This window comes from Leclercia sp. GHBNCSD (assembly GCF_055805075.1).
On the sequence record NZ_JBQVYO010000001.1, the window covers coordinates 784,592 to 803,328 of the forward strand.

Here is an 18,737-nt window from a genome sequence, read left to right on the forward strand (position 1 = left end):
AATAGCATGATGGTCAGGAAGACAACGCTGGCACTCAGCGTTAGCGCCTTACTGGCGAGCGCCGCTCCGGCATTTGCCTCATTTGATATGGAAGACTGCAACTGGAGCGATGAGCACTGTCTGCTGAAAGGCGACCCGGTGCTGACGCCCGGTAACGACTCCCGCGATAACCTGCTGCGCCTGCTGAGCGAAGCCAAATCCTTTGCCCTGCCCGTGCAGTCGATGCCTGTGGATATCACCCGCTCCCGGGATTTCTATTTTGCTTACCACCCGGAGTGGGATGACCCGGAAGATCCTGTCACCCCAGCCGCGGACAAACCCGCTGAAGAGAGCCTTCTCAATCAGCAGCTGGCCGCATTGCAGCTCGGGGCCGTCGACACCCGGCAGGACAGCGAGCAGGAAAACCGCTTCGTCTCGAACAGTGCCGACAGCCTCAGCCAGTTTTTTGCCGCGCTGCTGGCCGACGACGCGCTGACGGCGGAACAGCGCCATGTCCTGGGGCAGGCGCGTCTGGGGCTTTACTCCGGCGCAACCGATGAGCAGATCTCCGCCTCCCTGACGACCCTTCCTGCCCACTCTTCTGCCCTGCTGTATCAAACTTATCTGACCGGGGCGGCCCGTTTTTATGCCGGAGATTACGAGGAGGCGGAACGGGCGTTTACCTCGCTTGTCGACAGCGATCGTCCGTGGCTGGCAGAGACCGCGGGCTATATGCTGATGCGCACGGCGCTGAACAAAAGCAGCCAGAACAGCACCGGAGAGTATGGCGATTTTGATATCGACCGCATCGACCGTCCGGCCGCTGAACAGGCGCAGAAAGCGGCCCAGGCTTACCTCCAGCGCTGGCCGGAGGGGCGTTACGCCGATTCGGCGCGCGGTATGCTGCGCCGCATCAACTGGTATCTGCAGGCGTGGCCGCAGCTGGCAGGGCTGTACGAGCAGCGGTTCCAGCAGGCTGAGAATGCTGAGGCGCTGCGCGGCCTGGTGACCGAATACGATAATGTCTACGGCATGCAGTTCTACGGTCGTGCCGTGCGGGAAGCCTTCCCCGACGCGCCGCAGGTCAGCTATATCGAACTGCTGCGCGCCCTTCGCCTGAACAGCGACGAGAAACCGACCCTGACGCAGGAGGATCTCAACAGCGGCAAACCGGCGTTTGAACAGAGCGGCAAGCTGGCGCTGTGGCGCAATTTACAGTTGAACCTGTGGCAGGCGACGAATAACCCTGCCGCCATCCTTCAGGCCGTTAAACCGGCAGAAAGACTCCCGGCGCACGACATTGTCGCCTTCAGCGAGCAGGTACTGTACGGCGACGCGCTGATGGCGCAAAAGCAGTGGCCTGAGGCGCGTGATTTCTGGCTTAAGCTGCTGAAACTCAGCCAGGATGCTGAACAGCAGCAGTACGTGCAGTCCAGACTGGCGGCCACCCTGGTCTATAGCGGTAATCCAGAGGCGATATTTGCCGCGGATAGCGCCATCACCAGCCTGCGTTATCGCTCCCGGGTGCTGAAAGCGGTAGCCTCGCCTGATCGGTTACGTCAGCAGGCCAGTCAGGGACCCAACAATGAAGAGCGGACCATTGCGCTGCATACCCTGCTGGTGCGCGATTTAACGGAGAACCGCTTTAGCGACTGGTTAAATGACAGAAAGCTCGCCAGCGCGATAACCTCGCCAGTCATTGGCAAAGCGTTTGACGATGTTAACCTGAGCGTATTTGACTGGAACGGCGATGCCGCCGAAGCCGGTTACGTCTGTCGAAGCCTGGACCAAACGGTGCAGGTGCTCAGCCAGAACGCCGCAGATGCCCATGCCCTGAACTGTCTGGGCGAGTTTTTCCGCACAACCAATACCCGTGTCGATCTGTGGAAAGAGAGTGCGGGCAACGGTCTGCTGGAGGCGGCCATCCACCGCAAAGAACCCTACGGGCAGTTCGACAGACAGGCTTACTACCAGCAGGTCATCACCTCACCAAAGGCGGAACATGAAGATAAGAGCTATGCGCTCTATCGGGCCATCATGTGCTACGCCCCGTCCGGCTATAACGAATGTGGCGGAACCGATGTGGATAAAGCCCAGCGCAAAGGCTGGTTCTCGCAGTTAAAAACGCAGTATCCGGGCAGTCCGTGGGCGCAAAAACTCAAATACTACTGGTAGCCGCGCTGCTGGCCGGAGAGGCGCAGGCGGCAGAAATTGTTACCGCCCACGAGCATCCGGCCTTCTGGCTCTGGTCAGGGGTGAAGGCCAGCGAGGCACTGAAAGAGGCGCAAACGGTCTATCTCCATCAGGGCGAAGTGCTGGCCCGGCCCGATGAGGTGGTATTTCAGCGCCTCGGCCTGCCGGTCAGTCGCCTGACCTTTCCCTCCATCTGGCTGACCGTGCGCTTTACTACCCTGGAGGTGCCGCCGACCATCGTGCCGAGAATTGTGCGGTTGATGCAGCGCTGGCAGGCCGCCGGAAATCAGGTCGTGGGGTTACAGGTCGATTTTGATGCCGCTACCCACCAGCTGGCAGACTACGCGCGCTTTTTGCGTACACTTCGCCAGCAGCTGCCGCCGGAGTTTGCGCTGGGGGTGACCGGGCTACTGGACTGGGCGAAAACCGGCGATGTCGCCACGCTGAACGCGCTGGCGGTAGATGAGCTGGTGATCCAGAGCTATCAGGGCCGCCATACGGTAGACAATTATCAGGCCTATCTGCCCGCGCTTGCCCGGCTGCGCATTCCCTTCAAGCTCGGGCTGGTACAAAACGGCCAGCGGGATGTGCAGGCCGAAGCGCAACTGCGAAAATCCCCCTGGTATCGCGGGACGGTGGTGTTTATGCTCAACCCGGCCCGGCGTTAAGCCTTCACCTTACGATGACAGCAGCCGGAGAGATTATCGATGATCGGACAGTCAGCGCTCTCATCCCCCGGGCAGCTCTCGGCCAGGGCCAGCAGCCGATCGCGCATCGCCTGTAGCTCTACAATATGCCGCTCAATTTCAGCCACCTTATCCAGCGTCCGGCTTTTTACATCGGCGCTGTGGCGGGCAGGATCGTTAAACAGCGTCACCAGATCGCCGCACTCATCCAGATTGAACCCCACCTGCCGCGCCTGGCGCAGTAGCGTCAGTTCATCAAGGTGCTTTTGCGTATAGCTCCGGTAGCCGTTCTCACTGCGCAGCGGCGGTGTCACCAGCCCTTTCTCTTCGTAAAAACGAATCGCTTTGCTGGTTAAGCCAGTTTTTTTGGCAACATCACTGATATTCACGTTTCCCCCTTGACCTTCCCCTTGATGGAAGGTTTAACCTTGATAACAGTTAGATGAAAGTGTCTCTCCGGTCAATATCTGGCTGGAGATTTATAAGGAGCTAATTATGTCTCAAACCATCGATCTGACACTGGACGGCCTCTCCTGCGGCCACTGTGTCAAACGCGTTAAAGAGAGTCTGGAGCAACGCCCGGACGTTGAGCATGCAGAGGTGACCATCGAGCACGCGGTCGTTACCGGCAGCGCCAGCGCCGATGCCCTGATCGACACCATCAAACAGGCCGGTTACGGTGCGGCGTTAAGCCACCCAAAGGCTGATCCGCTGACAGCGTCAACAACTCCGTCGGAAGCACTGACAGCGGACCCCTCTGAGCTTCCGGCAGCTCACGACAGTGATGACAGCCAACAGCTGTTGATCAACGGCATGAGCTGCGCCAGCTGCGTCACCCGGGTGCAGGATGCACTGCAGGCGGTTCCGGGTGTGGCACAGGCACGGGTCAATCTGGCGGAACGCACTGCGCTGGTGATGGGCAGTGCTTCCGCCGCTGATTTAGTGCAGGCCGTTGAGAAAGCGGGCTACGGCGCCGAAGCGATTGAGGATGACATCGAACGGCGGGCGCGCCAGCAGGAGACGGCCATCGCCACCATGAAACGTTTTCGCTGGCAGGCGATTGTCGCCCTGCTGGTAGGTATCCCGGTGATGGGCTGGGGTATGCTCGGCGACAACATGATGGTCACCGACGATAACCGCACGCTGTGGCTGGCGATCGGCGTGCTCACCCTCGGCGTGATGATCGTCGCCGGCGGCCACTTTTATACCAGCGCCTGGAAGAGCCTGAAAAACCGCACCGCCACCATGGACACGCTGGTGGCGCTGGGTACCGGCGCGGCGTGGCTCTACTCGATGAGCGTAAACCTCTGGCCACAGTGGTTCCCGATGGAAGCGCGCCATCTCTACTATGAAGCCAGCGCCATGATCATCGGCCTGATCAACTTAGGCCATATGCTGGAGGCGCGGGCCCGGCAGCGTTCGTCGAAAGCGCTGGAAAGATTACTCGATTTAACGCCGCCCACCGCCCGGGTGGTGACGGAGAGCGGCGAACAGAGCGTGCCGCTGGCAGAGGTTGAAGCAGGCATGATCCTGCGCCTGACCACCGGGGATCGCGTCCCGGTGGACGGGGAGATCACCCAGGGCGAAGCCTGGTTTGACGAGGCGATGCTCACCGGCGAGCCGGTACCGCAGCAGAAAAGCGACGGGGAGAGCATTCATGCCGGTACTGTCGTGCAGGATGGCAGCGTGCTGTTCCGCGCCAGCGCCGTCGGCAGTCACACCACGCTGTCGCGCATTATTCGGATGGTGCGCCAGGCCCAGAGCAGCAAACCGGAGATCGGCAAGCTGGCGGATAAAATCTCTGCCATTTTCGTGCCGGTGGTGGTGGGTATCGCCCTGTTCAGCGCCGCTATCTGGTACTTTTTTGGCCCCGCGCCGCAGATTGTTTACACCCTGGTGATCGCCACCACGGTGCTGATTATCGCCTGCCCTTGCGCCCTGGGGCTGGCGACGCCGATGTCGATTATCTCCGGCGTCGGACGTGCCGCGGAGTCGGGCGTGCTGGTGCGCGACGCCGACGCCCTGCAACGCGCCAGCACTCTGGATACGCTGGTCTTTGATAAAACCGGCACCCTGACCGAAGGTAAACCGCAGGTGGTTGCCGTCCATACCCTGGGTGGGATCGACGAAGCTGCCGCCCTCAATCTGGCAGGCGCACTTGAGCAGGGTTCCAGCCACCCGCTGGCCCGGGCGATTCTGGATAAAGCGGAGCGCGCGCTCGCCCAGGTAGATAACTTCCGCACCCTGCGTGGCCTTGGCGTCAGCGGCGAGGTGGACAACCGCACCCTGCTGCTCGGTAATCAGGCGCTGCTTACGGAAAATGGCATTGATACCAGCGAGCTGGATGAACATCTGCACACCTGGGCCACCAGGGGCGCAACGCCAGTGTTGCTGGCGATTGACGGGCGGGCCGCGGCGCTGTTTGCCATCCGCGATCCGCTGCGCGCAGACAGCGTGACCGCACTGCAACGCCTGCACCGGGAGGGTTATCGTCTGGTGATGTTGACCGGCGATAACGCCACTACCGCACAGGCTATCGCCAGGGAAGCTGGCATTGATGAGGTGATTGCGGGCGTCCTGCCGGATGGCAAGGCGGAGGCGATTATCAAACTGCAGAAGCAGGGGCGCCGGGTGGCGATGGTTGGCGACGGCATCAACGATGCCCCGGCGCTGGCACAGGCCGATGTCGGGATTGCCATGGGCGGCGGCAGCGATGTCGCCATCGAAACGGCGGCGATAACCCTGATGCGCCACAGTCTGACCGGCGTGGCCGACGCGCTCGCCATCTCGAAAGCGACGCTGCGCAACATGAAGCAGAATTTGCTGGGGGCCTTTATCTACAACGCCTTCGGTATTCCTGTCGCCGCCGGGATCTTATGGCCGCTGACCGGCACGCTGCTCAATCCGGTGGTGGCGGGTGCCGCCATGGCCCTCTCCTCTATTACCGTGGTCAGCAACGCCAACCGCCTGCTGCGCTTTAAACCTAAAGCCTGAGGTGGTCGCAGGACAAGGACGTCTTGCGCCACTCCTCCCCACGCGCTAGCATGAATTTTTCATCAGGGAGCGCGTATGGGTCTGTTTCAACGTCTGAAAGCATCGTTTCGCGCCCTCTTCCCCCGCCGCTATCGCTGGCCTGGTCTTGATATCACCCTTCCCGGCGGACAGCATCTGCATCTGGTCGGCAGTATCCATATGGGTACGCGGGATATGTCTCCCCTGCCCGATGGCCTGGTTACCCGCTTGCATCATGCCGACGCGCTGATCGTCGAAGCGGATATCTCCGGGAACGAGTCGCCCTTCGCAGGACTTGCGATCCCGCCTCCGCTGGCGGAGCGTATCAGCCCGACCCAGCTTACGGAACTGCAACGGGTCGCCGGGGAGCTTGGATTATCGCTTAATCAGCTTGAGAGCCAGCCGCTGTGGCAGATCGCTATGGTGTTGCAGGCTACCCAGGCGCAGCGGTTGGGGCTGCGGGGAGATTACGGCATCGATTACCAATTGCTGAATGCCGCGCGCACGCAGAACCTACCGGTCATTGAGCTGGAAGGGGCGGCCAGCCAGATCGCCCTGCTGCGCCAGATGCCAGACGACGGTTTGCTGCTGCTGGAAGATACCCTGACTCACTGGCACACCAATGCCCGCCTGCTGCAAACCATGGTGAGCTGGTGGCTGGATTCCCCCCCTGTCGTCGACAAGCTGGCGCTTCCGGCGACCTTCAGCGAGTCGCTGTATGATGTGCTGATGCATGAGCGTAATCAGGCGTGGTGCGAAAAGCTGCACGCGTTGCCGGCTGGGCGGTATGTGGTGGCGGTGGGGGCGTTGCATCTGTACGGCGAGGGGAATTTGCCGTCGCTGCTGAGATAAAAAAGTGGCCAATATTTCTATTGGCCCGTCAAAGAGGAATTTCATCATTGTTATTATGCCGGAGGAGACCTCCGGTTCAGCAGATTGTCGCTCAAAGTGACCATCACTGCCAACACTATTGCGCAAGATGGTGCTATTTTTTAGCCGCTTTTGAGGCGTATTCTTAAGGCGTTTATTGTCCAGGCTAAGAAGGATTGCTATGACTCCCGCCGTTAAATTACTCGAAAAAAACAAGATTCCGTTTCGGATCCACAGCTATGACCACGATCCGGCTGAAACCAATTTTGGTGATGAAGTGGTGCGTAAACTGGGTCTGAATGCGGATCAGGTCTATAAAACGTTGCTGGTCGCGGTGAATGGCGATATGAAACACCTCGCCGTGGCGGTGACGCCGGTTGCCAGTCAGCTGGATCTGAAGAAAGTGGCCAAAGCGCTGGGCGCCAAAAAGGTGGATATGGCCGACCCGATGGTGGCGCAACGCACCACGGGGTATCTGGTGGGGGGAATTAGCCCGCTGGGGCAGAAGAAGCGCCTGCCGACGCTGATTGATGCACCTTCACAGGCGTTTGAGACGATCTATATTTCCGGCGGCAAGCGCGGGATGGATATTGAACTGGCGGCGAGCGATCTGGCGAAAATGCTGGATGCGCAGTTTGCGGATATCGCGCGTCGGGATTAAAAAAACGCCGGGTGGCGCTGCGCTTACCCGGCCTACAAAACCAAAAAACCGTTAAAACCGTTAAAACCGTTCGAACCGTAGGCCGGGTAAGGCGAAGCCGCCACCCGGCACTGACGGCGCTTACTGCCAGCTCACTTCACCCTGCGGTTCATACGCATTCACATCCAGCGGTGAGTTCTGCTGGATGTATTGCTTCAGCACCTCGGCATCAATAAAGCCGGTATTCACATAGCCTGGTTTGTCGTCGATATGCGGATAACCATCACCGCCGGTGGCGTTAAAGCTCAGGGTCGCCATACGGTAGGTTTTCGCCGGATCAACCGGTTCACCCTTGATCTTCAGGTCGTTGAGCACCCCACCTTTCGCCACAAAGCTCACGTTGGCAAACTGCGGATAGGCACCGGAGTCCGGTTTCATCTGCGCCACCGCGGTGAGATAGTCGGTAACCTCTTTACCGCTCATATCGACATAGACCAGCACGTTGCCGAACGGCTGCACCTTGAGGACATCTTTATAGGTGATATCGCCCCCTTCGATGGAGTCGCGGATGCCGCCGCCGCTCATCACTGCAAAATCGGCATTGGTGCGCGCCATCTGGGCGGCCAGGATCAGATGGCCCATATTGGTCTGCACGAAGCGCACCTTGCTGCGATCGCCTTCCAGTCTGCCATTGAGCGTACCGATCTTCACATCCAGCTGCGCTTTACCTTTATTCTGGAACGGCGTCAGCAGGGAGAGCATCTGTGGGTTTTCCGCAATTTCTGGCGTATAGAGAACGCGCTCGCTCTGGCCATTATCGTAGGTCACCTTCTTCTTCAGGTTGACCGGGATGAGCTGGTAGTGAACCAGCTTCATCTCGCCGTTACGGAATTCGAAATCGGCCCGGCCCACATATTTGCCCCACTCGTGCGCCTGCACAATCCAGATCCCGTTCTGCTTATCGGGCGCGCACGGCGTGCCTGGCACATAGTCCACCTGCTTTTTATTCTCCGAGGCCATGCAGACCGGATCCTGGGAGTGACCCCCCACGATCATCGCCAGGGAGCCCGCCGGCAGGCTACGCGCCATCTCGACATCCCCTGGCGCGTTCGAGCCGTGCTCGCCATTATCGTAATGACCCATATGGGTAGTGGCGATAATCACGTCCGGCTTTTCGTTCTGCTGCAACTCCTGGATCACCAGCTTCGCTTCGTCAGCCGGCTTACGGAATTCGATATCGGTGAAATATTCCGGGTTGCCGATTTTCGCCGTGTCGTCGGTGGTCAGCCCCACCACCGCAATTTTAATATCCTGGCGTTTGAAAATGGCCCAGGGTTTAAATAAGCGTTCGCCGGTGCTTTTCTGATAAATATTGGCGGAGAGGAACGGAAATTTGGCCCACTTCTCCTGCTGGCGTAATACTTCGATGGGATTATCAAACTCATGGTTGCCCACGGCCATCGCATCGTAGCCAATCAAATTCATGCCGCGAAAATCGGGTTCCGCGTCCTGTAAATCTGATTCCGGCACGCCGGTATTAATGTCGCCGCCGGAGAGGAGCAGCACGCTGCCGCCTTTTGCCGCCACCTCTTTACGGATCCCATCCACCAGCGTTTTCTGTGCCGAAAGGCCATATTCGCCATATTCGCTGCGCCAGAAGTGGCCGTGGTGATCGTTGGTATGCAGGATGGTGATGTTATAGGTTTTATCTTTTTCCCAGGCCTGGGCCGGCAGGCTGATCAGCCCACACGCCGCAATGATTGCCAGCGCGACGCCTCGCTTCATTAACTTCATTTCTTCACTCCCTGATGCATAGACAAACGCAAAAATTACAATGAGTAATCAGAATAGACAAATATGTTTTCAGAATTGCGACTTTCCTCAAATGTCGGGGACAGGTATGTTAGGCGGATAATAATTACATCCTGCACTTCCTATAACAATCGACGTGGTATTTATGGCAATCAGTGAATCTACTCCACCGGTGTCGGCTGCTAAGGCTCGCACCTCATTTGGTATTCTTGGCGCAATCAGTCTTTCGCATCTGCTGAACGATATGATCCAGTCGCTTATTCTGGCGATCTACCCCTTATTGCAGTCCGAGTTCTCTCTTACCTTCGTGCAGATCGGCATGATCACCCTCACCTTCCAGCTGGCGTCGTCGCTGCTACAACCGGTGGTGGGCTACTGGACGGACAAATACCCGATGCCGTGGTCGCTGCCCATTGGTATGTGCTTTACCCTGAGCGGCCTGATCCTGCTGGCGATGGCCGGGAGCTTTGAAGGGGTACTGGTGGCAGCCGCGCTGGTGGGCACCGGCTCGTCGGTATTTCACCCGGAGTCGTCCCGCGTGGCACGTATGGCCTCCGGTGGCCGTCACGGGCTGGCGCAGTCGCTGTTCCAGGTGGGCGGTAACTTCGGCAGCTCCCTCGGCCCGCTGTTGGCGGCGGTAATTATTGCCCCCTATGGAAAAGGAAACGTGGCCTGGTTTGTGCTGGCTGCGCTGCTGGCGATTGTGGTGCTGGCGCAAATCAGCCGCTGGTACGCCGCCCAGCACCGGGTTAATAAGGGCAAACCAAAAGCGCCGGTTATCAATCCCCTTCCCCGTAACAAGGTTATTCTGGCGGTCAGCATTCTGCTGATGCTGATTTTCTCCAAATATTTCTATATGGCGAGCATCAGCAGCTATTACACCTTTTACCTGATGGAAAAATTCGGATTATCGGTACAAAACGCCCAGTTTCATCTCTTCGCCTTCCTGTTTGCCGTTGCCGCCGGAACCGTTATTGGTGGGCCATTGGGTGACAAAATCGGGCGTAAATATGTGATTTGGGGCTCTATCCTTGGCGTTGCGCCCTTCACGCTTATTTTGCCCTACGCAACCCTGTGGTGGACGGGTATTTTAACCGTGATCATTGGTTTTATCCTCGCCTCTGCGTTTTCTGCCATTCTGGTCTATGCCCAGGAGCTGCTTCCGGGGCGTATCGGCATGGTTTCCGGGCTGTTTTTTGGTTTTGCTTTTGGCATGGGTGGCCTTGGTGCAGCGGTATTAGGCCTGATTGCAGACCATACCAGCATCTTCCTGGTCTACAAAATCTGCGCTTTCCTGCCGCTTCTCGGGATGTTGACTATATTCCTGCCTGATAACCGGCATAACGCCTGATTTATTGGCGGTCAAACTTCCGGTTTGGCCGCGCCCTCTCCTTATACCATCAGCCTTTCTTTACTTTCCTTCTGAAAATTCCCCGCCCAGGCTTCCGTTTCTCCTTTATTGCTGTTTTTACCAAAATTCAATGATTATTCATAAACGTAATCATTAATTTTGTCATAAACTATTACACAGCTTTTTGGTTTCCCGACCAAAAATGGCGTCATACAGCAACGAAAGGAGACGGAATGCACCACGCCACACCGCTTATCACCACCATTGTTGGTGGACTTGTACTCGCTTTTATTCTCGGCATGATTGCCAACAAACTGCGTATTTCCCCTCTGGTGGGCTATTTATTGGCGGGCGTGTTAGCCGGACCTTTTACCCCAGGTTTTGTTGCTGATACGAAACTCGCCCCGGAGCTGGCAGAGCTTGGCGTGATCCTGCTGATGTTCGGTGTGGGTTTGCATTTCTCCCTGAAGGATTTGATGGCGGTAAAGTCCATCGCCATTCCCGGCGCGATCGCCCAGATAGCCGTGGCGACGTTGTTGGGTATGGCGCTTTCCGCGGTGCTGGGCTGGCCGCTGATGACCGGCATCGTGTTTGGGCTCTGTCTTTCTACCGCCAGTACCGTGGTACTGCTGCGCGCGCTTGAAGAGAGACAGCTGATTGACAGCCAGCGGGGGCAGATCGCCATCGGCTGGCTGATTGTTGAAGATCTGGTGATGGTCTTAACCCTGGTGCTGCTGCCTGCCATCGCCGGCATGCTGGAAAAAGAGAATGTCGGTTTAGCCTCGCTGGCGCTCGATATGAGTATTACCATCGGTAAGGTAGTGGCGTTTATTGCCATTATGATGCTGGTGGGCCGCCGCCTGGTGCCGTGGATCCTCGCCCGTAGCGCAGCGACCGGCTCGCGTGAACTGTTCACCCTCTCGGTGCTGGCGCTGGCGTTAGGTATTGCGTTCGGGGCCGTGGAGCTGTTCGATGTCTCCTTCGCGCTGGGGGCTTTCTTTGCCGGGATGGTGCTGAACGAATCGGAGCTGAGCCACCGTGCCGCCCACGATACCCTGCCCCTGCGCGACGCCTTTGCGGTGCTGTTCTTCGTCTCGGTAGGGATGCTGTTCAATCCGATGATCCTCATTGAACAGCCGCTGGCGGTGCTCGGCACGCTGGCCATCATTATCTTCGGTAAGTCACTCGCCGCTTTCTTCCTGGTGCGCATGTTCGGCCACTCGCCGCGTACCGCGCTGACTATTGCCGCCAGTCTCGCCCAGATTGGTGAATTTGCCTTTATTCTCGCCGGGCTGGGCATGGCGCTGGATCTGCTGCCGCAGGCCGGGCAAAACCTGGTGCTGGCGGGGGCGATCCTCTCAATTATGCTGAACCCGATACTGTTCGCGCTGCTGGAAAAATACCTCGATAAAACCGAAATCCTGGACGATCAGACGCTGGAAGAGGCCATTGAGGATGAGAAGCAGATCCCGGTGGATATCTGTAACCACGCCCTGCTGGTGGGTTTTGGCCGCGTCGGCAGCCTGCTGGGTGAGAAGCTGATGGCCCAGGGCATTCCGCTGGTGGTGATTGAAAACTCCCGTACCCGCGTGGATGAGTTGCGCGCACGCGGGATCCGGGCGGTGCTGGGGAATGCGGCGAACGAAGAGATCATGAATCTGGCGCATCTGGACTGCGCGCGCTGGCTGCTGCTGACCATTCCCAACGGCTATGAAGCGGGTGAGATTGTCGCCTCGGCGCGCGAAAAGTGTCCGGATATTGAAATTATTGCCCGCGCCCATTACGACGACGAGGTGGATTACATCACCGAGCGTGGCGCGAATCAGGTGGTGATGGGTGAGCGTGAAATTGCCAATACGATGCTGGCGCTGCTGGATAAGGCGCCGGTGATGGGGTAAAAAAAAAGCCTGCTGGCGCTTCGCTTAGCAGGCCTGGACGTCGCCCCGGCAAGCGCAGCGCTGCCGGGGAATGGACTTATCTGTCCCAGTAGGACTCTTCCAGACTGTCTTCCCGCTCCGGCAGGCCGCGCGTTAAGCGCGGTGAGTGCTGGTTCAACACCTGATAACTCACGCGGTTTGCGTACTTACATACCTGCGCCAGCGACGAATAGGTCAGCCAGTTAAACTTGTGTTTGCTGGAGTTCGGCACGTTGGTACGGTGGAACGCGTTGGCAGTGATATCGTGCAGCAGCGCCGCCAGCGCGCCGTCGCCTGCGCCGTTGGTGTTCATGATCTTCTCCGGGCCACCCATGTACGGGGCGATATGCGAGAAGATACGCAGCGGATTTACGCAGTCCTTATGGCGCATGGCGCGGCTGAATTCAAACTGGTTGAACTCGGCAATCGCCCCCGGCAACAGCGGATGCTGGGTCTTGCGTTTTGCCTCTTCTTCGGTGAAGCCAGCCATATACAATCCTACCGGCCCGGCGGTGCAGAGCACCAGATCGACCCAGTCCAGCGCTTTATCGGATGCCAGCAGCGGATCGCTCTCCCCGGTCAGGGCTTCGGCCTCTTCTTCGTTCATCGCCAGAATCGAGACGTGCTCCTTCAGGAACGCCTGCCACCACTCCGGGTTATCGGCGATGACAAATTTGGTGCCCAGGGTAAGGACCACCGGCACGTTGTATTTCTTCGCGTATTCCACGGCCTTCATGGTCGCTTCCGGCATCGGCTCACCGGGCTTGCAGCGCACCAGATAGGAGGTCAGCACCAGTGCCGATGCCCCGGCGATCACCTCTTCAGGAATGCTGTCGGCGCGCAGCTGGTTCATATGGCCAGGGCTGATGGCGAAGGTCCGCTCGCCGGATTCACCGATCAGCGTAAAACAGCGGCCAATCGCCCCGTCCACGCCCTGGAGGTAGTTCAGATCGGTCCGGCTGGAGGTGTTGCAGAGATAACGGTAGGCGTAACTGCCGATTTCGACATTGCTGCACATCACGCCCAGCAGCACGGAGCGGTCGTCCGCCAGCACGGAGTAGTTGTGCATGGTGTTGCCGATGGTCCCCCCGGCAAATTGATGGGTGATCAGGTTATCCCGCACCAGCTCCTGATAGAGCGCTTCCGCTACATCGTCTTCAATCACCAGAGAGTGCCCGGCGCTCAGGCCGTAACGTTCGACAAACGCATCGTCCACTTTTGCTTCAATATCCACCAGCGTCTGGTCGATACCCACCACCCAGGCGGCACTGGACTCATTTTCCGGCTGAATTTGCTGCAGCAGCGGATCGCGGGCGTTAACGGGAAAGTAGTGTTTGGATTTACGTTTACCGGGAAATTTCATGTTCTGAGCTATGAGTGACGGATGGGCCGGGAATGGTAGCACAAACCCGGCGCAGAGTGCGATCAGCGGCTGCGGGTCACCAGTGATGCCATCATCTCGATGTGCTCAGGATTGTCGTTAAGGGCCGGAATATACTCGTACTTCGTCCCGCCCGCTTCGAGGAAGAACTCCCGGTTTTGCACCGCGATCTCTTCCAGGGTTTCCAGACAGTCTGACGCAAAGCCCGGCGACATCACCTGGATATGCTTCACCCCCTTCTCACCCAGCATTTTGAGGGTCTCATCGGTATAAGGGGTCAGCCACGGCTCGCGGCCAAAGCGCGACTGGAAGGTCATCATCACCTTCTCGGGCGGCAGGCCGAGGGCGGATACCAGCTCACGGGTGGTATCGCGGCAGCGCTGCGGATAGTCGTCCCCTTCGTTGGCGAATCGCTGCGGGATGCCGTGATAGGAGAGCAGCAGCAGATCCGGCTCGCCGTGTTTCTCAAACGACGCGCGGGCGCTGCTGGCAAGGGCGTTGATATAGAGCTCGTTATCCGCGTAGTCGCGAATAAAGGTCACGCCGGGTATGCGACGACGGGTTGCCAGAATGCGCGCCAGCTCATCCCAGACGGCTGCCACAGTGGAGCAGGAATACTGCGGATAGAGCGTCAGCACCACAATGTGCTCAACGCCCTGCGCCAGCAGTTCATCGACGGCGCTTTTCAAGGAAGGTTTGCCGTAGCTCATGCCCAGCGCCACCGGCATATCCGGCAGACGGGCGGCCAGCGCCTTCTCCTGACGACGGCTGTAGACCATCAGCGGTGAGCCCTCTTCCATCCAGACGGACTGATAGAGCTTTGCCACGCGCGGCGAACGGATCGGCAGAATCACGCCGCGCAGCAAAGGCCACCACAGCAGGCGTGGGGTATCCACAACGCGCGTATCGCTTAAAAATTGTCGCAGGTAGCGTTTTACCGCCGCTGGAGTAGGTGCTTCGGGGGTTCCCAGATTGGCAAGCAGGATGCCGGTTTTCGCCTGACTCATTCACGCCTCATAACCTTTTAACAGGCTGATAAGTGTATCTGAAAAGTGCGTAAACGGAACCAATTGCAGCAAAAGGTAAAATGAGAATTTTTCTCACCCGGGGTCCCGGGTGAGAACCACGTTAAGTGGTGGTGCGATTAGCCGAGGATCTTTTCCAGCTCTGCACGAACGTCAGCGACAGGCTTAGTACCGTCGACTTTTGCGTATTTGGTGTTACCCGCCTGCGCTTCTTTAGAGTAGTAGCCGATCAGCGGCGCGGTCATCTGATGGTATTCCACCAGGCGCTTACGCACGGTCTCTTCCTGATCGTCTTTACGAGTGGTCAGCTCTTCGCCGGTCACGTCGTCTTTGCCTTCCACCTGCGGCGGATTGAACTTAACGTGGTAAACGCGGCCGGAAGCGGCGTGTACGCGACGACCGATGATACGGTCAACGATCAGTTCGTCCGGTACGTCGAACTCCAGCACGTAGTCTACGTTGATGCCCGCGTCTTTCATGGCATCCGCCTGCGGAATGGTACGTGGGAAGCCGTCCAGCAGGAAACCGTTACGGCAATCTTCCTGAGAAATGCGTTCTTTAACCAGAGCGATAACCAGCTCGTCGGTCACCAGTTTGCCGGCGTCCATAATGTCTTTCGCCTGTTTACCCAGCTCGGAGCCAGATTTAACAGCGGCACGCAGCATGTCACCCGTAGAGATTTGCGGAATACCGTATTTCTCCATGATGAACTGAGCCTGAGTTCCTTTACCCGCGCCCGGAGCGCCAAGCAGAATAATACGCATTGCGAAAATCCCCTCAAAAGTCGATTCAATTTTTCAAAAAGCGCTAAACAATACCACCAGAACGGGTATCGCTCAAGAAAGGCGGGCAGGCTGAAACGGTTAATGAGGGGAATTTATTAGTGGGTGCAGGCAGATAACCTGCACCCTTATCCTCTCTTCAGCGAAGAGAGGGAAGTGATTTACGCCAGCAGCAACGCATTCACGCGTTTGATGAACTGGTTTGGATCTTCCAGCGTGCCGCGTTCAGCCAGCAGGGACTGATCCAGCAGCAGTTCAACCCACTCGGCGAAGCGGGCTTCATCCTGGGTCTCGGCTGCACGTTTCACCAGCGCGTGGTCCGGGTTCAGTTCAAAGATGTATTTCACCTCCGGCACTGCCTGACCCGCAGCGGCGAACAGCTTCGCCATCTGGGTGCTCATCTCGTCAGCATCAGTGGTGACGATGGCAGGGGTATCGGTCAGACGGTGGGTGAAACGCACCTCTTTCACGCGATCGCCCAGATGGGTTTTCACGCGCTCAACAAACGGCTCCAGCGCTTTTTCCGCCTCTTTCGCGGTATCGTCCACTTCATCTGCCAGCTTGTCGATGGACTCATCGGCTTTGGCAACGGACTGGAACGCTTTGCCGCTGAACTCGGTCAGGTAGTTCATCATCCACTCATCGATGCGATCGGAAAGCAGCAGCACTTCGATGCCTTTCTTACGCAGCAGCTCCAGGTGCGGGCTGCTCTTCGCCGCGGCATAGCTGTCGGCGGTGATGTAGTAGATCTTCTCCTGCCCTTCTTTCATGCGGGAGATGTACTCTTCCAGCGACACATTCTGCTCGGAAGAGTCGTTGTGTGTGGAGGCGAAGCGCAGCAGTTTGGCAATGGCTTCAACGTTAGAGGGATCTTCCGCCGGGCCCTCTTTCAGCACCAGGCCGAACTGTTTCCAGAAAGTCTGGTATTTTTCGGCGTCGTCTTTCGCCAGCTTATCCAGCATCTGCAGCGCACGCTTGCTCAGCGCGGTGCGCAGATTACGGGTGACGGTGCTGTCCTGCAGGATCTCACGGGAGACGTTCAGCGGCAGATCGTTGGAGTCAATCAGGCCGCGCACAAAGCGCAGGTAGTTCGGCATGAACTGTTCAGCTTCATCCATGATGAACACGCGCTGCACGTACAGCTTCAGGCCGTGCTTGTGATCGCGGTTCCACATATCCCACGGTGCCTGCGCCGGGATGTAGAGCAGGCTGGTGTACTCCTGCTTCCCTTCCACGCGGTTGTGGCTCCAGGTCAGCGGATCGGTAAAGTCGTGGGCGATGTGCTTGTAGAATTCGTTGTATTCGTCGTCTTTGATTTCAGACTTGTTACGCGTCCACAGCGCCTGCGCTTTGTTGATCTTCTCCCAGGAGATGACGGTTTCGCCATCTTTCTCTTCCTGTTTTTCGATCTCTACCGGCAGGGCGATATGGTCAGAATATTTGCTGATGATGGAGCGTACGCGCCAGTCGTTGAGGAAATCGTCCTCCCCTTCGCGCAGGTGCAGGGTGATCTCGGTGCCGCGATCGGCTTTGGTGATGTCGGCAACGGTGTATTCACCTTCGCCGTGGGATTCCCAGAATACGCCGCTTTCAGCGCTTTCGCCTGCCGCACGCGTGCGCACGGTAACTTTATCCGCCACGATGAAGGCGGAATAGAAGCCCACACCGAACTGGCCGATCAGCTGGCTGTCTTTGGCCTGATCGGAACCCATCGACTGCAGGAACGCTTTGGTGCCAGATTTGGCGATGGTGCCGAGATGGTCAATGGCTTCATCACGGGTCATACCGATGCCGTTGTCGGCGATGGTCAGGGTGCGGTTCTCTTTATCAAATGAGACGCGCACGCGCAGTTCGCCGTCACCTTCATACAGCTCTGGCTTCGAGAGCGCACGAAAACGCAGCTTGTCTGCCGCATCAGAGGCGTTAGAGATAAGCTCGCGCAGGAAAATTTCTTTATTGGAATAAAGAGAATGGATCATCAGGTGCAGAAGCTGTTTTACCTCTGACTGGAAACCACGGGTTTCTTGTCCTTTCATACTAAGTCGACCTCAACAATGCCATTTAATGGGGTTTAAAAGCGTTGAGGGAGAGATGGGGCCAGGGGAGAATTTTTTCAAGCGGAGGCCACGACTGCAGCCTCCGTTTGGTCAGAAATTAATCTTGTGACGACCTGCCAGAGAGTGGGACAGCGTGGTGCCATCGACCATTTCCAGCTCGCCGCCCACCGGCACGCCGTGGGCAATTCGACTGGCATCAACGCCCGACTCCGCACACAGCTCGGCGATATAGTTGGCTGTCGCCTCCCCTTCCACCGTTGGGTTGGTGGCGAGGATCACCTCGTTGATCGTTTCCGATTTCAGGCGCTGTTCAAGACGGTCCAGGCCGATATCATCCGGACCAATGCCGTCCAGCGGCGAGAGATGCCCCATCAGCACAAAATAGCGGCCGGAAAACTGCCCGGTCTGCTCGATGGCGTAGATGTCCGCAGGACTCTCCACCACGCAGATCTGACCATTTTCCTGACGACGCGGATTGGCGCAGATGTTACACACCTCCTGCTCGGTAAAGGTGCGGCAGTCGGCACAGTGGCCAATTTCTGACATGGCGCGGGTCAGGGCCTGCGCCAGACGCATGCCGCCGCTACGATCGCGTTGCAGCAGGGTAAACGCCATGCGCTGCGCCGACTTCGGGCCTACGCCCGGCAGGCAGCGTAGCGCTTCCATTAACTGCGTAAGCAGCGGACTGGTTTGCATCAGAATGGCATCTTAAAGCCCGGCGGCAGCTGCATTCCGGAGGATACAGAGGCCATTTTTTCTTTCTGAGTTTCGTCGATACGGCGCGCAGCATCGTTAAACGCAGCGGCGACCAGATCTTCCAGCATCTCTTTGTCGTCTTCGAGCAGGCTTGGGTCGATCTCCACGCGACGGCAGTTGTGTGCGCCGTTGATGGTCACTTTGACCAGACCTGCGCCCGATTCGCCAGTGACTTCCATCTGTGCGATCTCTTCCTGCATCTTCTGCATTTTTTCCTGCATCTGCTGGGCCTGCTTCATCAGACCACCCAGACCGCCTTTACCACCAAACATAGGCT

General features: G+C 57.9%; 15 protein-coding genes. 7 read left to right on the forward strand and 8 right to left on the reverse strand.

Annotated features, from left to right (window positions below; all coding sequences use genetic code 11):
- The first annotated feature begins 9 nt into the window (after window positions 1-9).
- Window positions 10-2,154: a PA5441 family protein gene (locus ACT3IC_RS03860; RefSeq protein WP_473478875.1), complete on the forward strand. Its 2,145-nt coding sequence runs from the start codon at window positions 10-12 to the stop codon at window positions 2,152-2,154.
- Window positions 2,124-2,840, forward strand: coding sequence for a DUF3142 domain-containing protein (locus ACT3IC_RS03865; protein ID WP_473476264.1), 717 nt, complete (start codon window positions 2,124-2,126; stop codon window positions 2,838-2,840). The genes ACT3IC_RS03860 and ACT3IC_RS03865 overlap by 31 nt, the downstream gene beginning before the upstream one ends.
- Here the strand turns inward: ACT3IC_RS03865 and cueR are convergent.
- Entirely contained in the window at window positions 2,837-3,247 is a 411-nt protein-coding gene (cueR, locus tag ACT3IC_RS03870) for a Cu(I)-responsive transcriptional regulator (RefSeq protein WP_103824084.1), read from the reverse strand. The two genes, ACT3IC_RS03865 and cueR, sit on opposite strands and share 4 nt — an antisense overlap.
- A gap of 106 nt (window positions 3,248-3,353) precedes the next feature.
- On the opposite strand from cueR, the gene copA reads away from it, so the two are divergent.
- From copA to ybaK, 3 genes are all read left to right on the forward strand, one after another.
- Window positions 3,354-5,852, forward strand: coding sequence for a copper-exporting P-type ATPase CopA (gene copA / locus ACT3IC_RS03875; protein WP_473476267.1), 2,499 nt, complete (start codon window positions 3,354-3,356; stop codon window positions 5,850-5,852).
- Window positions 5,853-5,927: 75 nt separating this feature from the next.
- Window positions 5,928-6,722, forward strand: coding sequence for a TraB/GumN family protein (locus ACT3IC_RS03880; RefSeq protein ID WP_473476270.1), 795 nt, complete (start codon window positions 5,928-5,930; stop codon window positions 6,720-6,722).
- 199 nt (window positions 6,723-6,921) lie between these two features.
- Entirely contained in the window at window positions 6,922-7,401 is a 480-nt protein-coding gene (gene ybaK, locus ACT3IC_RS03885; protein WP_103178520.1) for a Cys-tRNA(Pro)/Cys-tRNA(Cys) deacylase YbaK, read from the forward strand.
- Between the two features lie 120 nt (window positions 7,402-7,521).
- Here ybaK and ushA read toward each other — a convergent pair whose 3' ends face one another.
- A complete protein-coding gene (gene ushA, locus ACT3IC_RS03890; RefSeq protein ID WP_103178519.1) occupies window positions 7,522-9,174 on the reverse strand; it encodes a bifunctional UDP-sugar hydrolase/5'-nucleotidase UshA in 1,653 nt (550 codons plus the stop codon).
- A gap of 163 nt (window positions 9,175-9,337) precedes the next feature.
- On the opposite strand from ushA, the gene ACT3IC_RS03895 reads away from it, so the two are divergent.
- Entirely contained in the window at window positions 9,338-10,543 is a 1,206-nt protein-coding gene (locus tag ACT3IC_RS03895) for an MFS transporter (RefSeq protein WP_159339724.1), read from the forward strand.
- A 233-nt stretch (window positions 10,544-10,776) separates the two neighbouring features.
- Entirely contained in the window at window positions 10,777-12,441 is a 1,665-nt protein-coding gene (gene ybaL, locus ACT3IC_RS03900; RefSeq protein WP_103178517.1) for a YbaL family putative K(+) efflux transporter, read from the forward strand.
- A 76-nt stretch (window positions 12,442-12,517) separates the two neighbouring features.
- Here ybaL and ACT3IC_RS03905 read toward each other — a convergent pair whose 3' ends face one another.
- The 6 genes from ACT3IC_RS03905 to ACT3IC_RS03930 form a co-directional block, all read right to left on the reverse strand.
- Window positions 12,518-13,822, reverse strand: coding sequence for an inosine/guanosine kinase (locus ACT3IC_RS03905; RefSeq protein WP_103178516.1), 1,305 nt, complete (start codon window positions 13,820-13,822; stop codon window positions 12,518-12,520).
- Window positions 13,823-13,884: 62 nt separating this feature from the next.
- The gene (gene hemH, locus ACT3IC_RS03910) at window positions 13,885-14,847 is read right to left on the reverse strand and encodes a ferrochelatase (RefSeq protein ID WP_103178515.1); all 963 of its coding nucleotides are present in this window, start codon (window positions 14,845-14,847) and stop codon (window positions 13,885-13,887) included.
- A gap of 137 nt (window positions 14,848-14,984) precedes the next feature.
- Entirely contained in the window at window positions 14,985-15,629 is a 645-nt protein-coding gene (adk, locus tag ACT3IC_RS03915) for an adenylate kinase (protein ID WP_103178514.1), read from the reverse strand.
- 179 nt (window positions 15,630-15,808) lie between these two features.
- Window positions 15,809-17,683, reverse strand: coding sequence for a molecular chaperone HtpG (gene htpG, locus ACT3IC_RS03920; protein ID WP_103178513.1), 1,875 nt, complete (start codon window positions 17,681-17,683; stop codon window positions 15,809-15,811).
- 111 nt (window positions 17,684-17,794) lie between these two features.
- On the reverse strand, window positions 17,795-18,400 hold the full coding sequence (recR, locus tag ACT3IC_RS03925) for a recombination mediator RecR (protein WP_103178512.1): 606 nt from the start codon (window positions 18,398-18,400) through the stop codon (window positions 17,795-17,797).
- A complete protein-coding gene (locus ACT3IC_RS03930) occupies window positions 18,400-18,732 on the reverse strand; it encodes a YbaB/EbfC family nucleoid-associated protein (RefSeq protein ID WP_014882811.1) in 333 nt (110 codons plus the stop codon). The genes recR and ACT3IC_RS03930 overlap by 1 nt, the downstream gene beginning before the upstream one ends.
- Window positions 18,733-18,737 lie beyond the last annotated feature (5 nt).